This is a genomic window from Kribbella sp. NPDC058693 (genome assembly GCF_042715335.1).
Classification (GTDB): domain Bacteria; phylum Actinomycetota; class Actinomycetes; order Propionibacteriales; family Kribbellaceae; genus Kribbella; species Kribbella jiaozuonensis.
This window is the reverse complement of sequence record NZ_JBHXSQ010000011.1, coordinates 1-2,607: the sequence shown is the minus strand read 5'-3', so window position 1 is coordinate 2,607 and position 2,607 is coordinate 1. Positions and strand designations below refer to the sequence as shown.

2 rRNA genes are annotated in these 2,607 nt (G+C 56.4%); both read right to left on the bottom strand.

Going from position 1 to position 2,607, the window contains the following annotated elements:
* Positions 1 to 25: 25 nt before the first annotated feature.
* Positions 26 to 143, bottom strand: a 5S ribosomal RNA gene (gene rrf, locus ACFWUU_RS40455).
* A gap of 155 nt (positions 144 to 298) precedes the next feature.
* Positions 299 to 2,607: ribosomal RNA gene (locus ACFWUU_RS40450) — 23S ribosomal RNA — on the bottom strand; the annotation flags it as partial.

The following is a 2,607-nucleotide window of genomic DNA, read 5'->3' as shown; positions in this document are numbered from 1 at the left end:
TGGGGTGGCCCTTAACAGTGTGAATGTCCGGCGGCGTCCTACTCTCCCACGACCTCCCGGTCGCAGTACCATCGGCGCTGGCGGGCTTAACTTCCAGGTTCGGAATGGAGACTGGGTGTTTCCCCGACGCTATGGCCACCGAAACAATATGAGAACACTATCAACCAACCAAAGCCACAAGGGCTGGGGTGACCGTATTCCGGGAACCGTACAGTGAACGCGAACATCGTTACAAGTAGCGCAGGCTTATTTGGTGTCTGTACAACACTCCCGTGTCGTGCACGTCCAGTGTTGTGTGTGTGACAAGCCCTCGGCCTATTAGTACCAGTCAGCTCCACACCTTGCGGCGCTTCCACTTCTGGCCTATCAACCCAGTGGTCTACTGGGGGCCTTACCCGGTTAACCCGGTGGGAGACCTCATCTTGAAGCGTGCTTCCCGCTTAGATGCTTTCAGCGGTTATCACTCCCGAACGTAGCCAACCAGCCGTGCTCCTGGCGGAACAACTGGCACACCAGAGGTTCGTCCACCCCGGTCCTCTCGTACTAGGGGCAGCCCTTCTCAAGTCTCCTGCGCGCGCAGCGGATAGGGACCGAACTGTCTCACGACGTTCTAAACCCAGCTCGCGTGCCGCTTTAATGGGCGAACAGCCCAACCCTTGGGACCTACTCCAGCCCCAGGATGCGACGAGCCGACATCGAGGTGCCAAACCATCCCGTCGATATGGACTCTTGGGGAAGATCAGCCTGTTATCCCCGGGGTACCTTTTATCCGTTGAGCGACGGTGCTCCCACATGCCACCGCCGGATCACTAGTTCCGACTTTCGTCCCTGCTCGACATGTCTGTCTCACAGTCAAGCTCCCTTGTGCACTTACACTCGACACCTGATTGCCAACCAGGCTGAGGGAACCTTTGAGCGCCTCCGTTACCTTTTAGGAGGCGACCGCCCCAGTCAAACTACCCACCAGGCACTGTCCCTGATCCGGATAACGGACCAAAGTTAGACAGCCAGAACAATCAGAGTGGTATTTCAACGATGACTCCACCCGAACTGGCGTCCGAGCTTCACAGTCTCCCACCTATCCTACACAAATTGTACCGACCACCAATACCAAGTTGTAGTAAAGGTCCCGGGGTCTTTCCGTCCTGCTGCGCGTAACGAGCATCTTTACTCGTAATGCAATTTCGCCGAGTCCACGGTTGAGACAGCGCCCAAGTCGTTACGCCATTCGTGCAGGTCGGAACTTACCCGACAAGGAATTTCGCTACCTTAGGATGGTTATAGTTACCACCGCCGTTTACTGGCGCTTAAGTTCAAAGCTTCGCCGGCCTAAGCCGACTAACCTGTCCCCTTAACGTTCCAGCACCGGGCAGGCGTCAGTCCGTATACATCGAATTACTTCTTCGCACGGACCTGTGTTTTTAGTAAACAGTCGCTTGGGCCTGGTCTCTGCGACCATCACCGCTTCCACCAGTAAATGATGTAACGGATCCGGTCCCCCTTCTCCCGAAGTTACGGGGGCATTTTGCCGAGTTCCTTAACCATGGTTCACTCGATCGCCTCGGTATTCTCTACCTGATCACCTGTGTCGGTTTGGGGTACGGGCGGCTCTAACACTCACTGCGAAGTTTTTCTCGGCAGCATGGGATCATCCACTTCCCCTGAACGGGTCCGCCTCGGCTCTCAGGCTATGTGAGACACGGATTTGCCTATGCCTCGCCCTACCACCTTGCCCGCGGATCAGCTTGCGCCTACCATCGCCGCGGTTGGACTACCCTCCTGCGTCACTCCTCAATGCACCTACTACCACCTCGGGTCACCAACGCCGCTCATCCGTCCGAAGACATCAAAGTTTAGTTGGCTTAGCATCAGCAGGTTCGGTCGGGTCGTGTTAATGCCGGTACGGGAATATCAACCCGTTGTCCATCGACTACGCCTGTCGGCCTCGCCTTAGGTCCCGACTTACCCAGGGCAGATTAGCTTGACCCTGGAACCCTTGATCATCCGGCGGACGGGTTTCTCACCCGTCATTCGCTACTCATGCCTGCATTCTCACTCGTGCAGCATCCACAACTCCATCACTAGGCTGCTTCACACGCTGCACGACGCTCCCCTACCCACCCACACACCTGGATGCCTTACGACACCGGGTACTTGTGTGAGTGCCACAGCTTCGGCGGATTGCTTGAGCCCCGCTACATTGTCGGCGCGGAATCACTTGACCAGTGAGCTATTACGCACTCTTTCAAGGGTGGCTGCTTCTAAGCCAACCTCCTGGTTGTCTGGGCAACTCCACATCCTTTTCCACTTAGCAATCGCTTAGGGGCCTTAGCTGGTGATCTGGGCTGTTTCCCTCTCGACTACGGAGCTTATCCCCCGCAGTCTCACTGCCGCGCTCTCACTTACCGGCATTCGGAGTTTGGCTGATTTCGGTAAGCCGGTAAGCCCCCTAGACCATCCAGTGCTCTACCTCCGGTAAGAAACACGCGACGCTGCACCTATATGCATTTCGGGGAGAACCAGCTATCACGGAGTTTGATTGGCCTTTCACCCCTATCCACAGGTCATCCCCCAGGTTTTCAACCCTGGTGGGTTCGGTCCTCCACG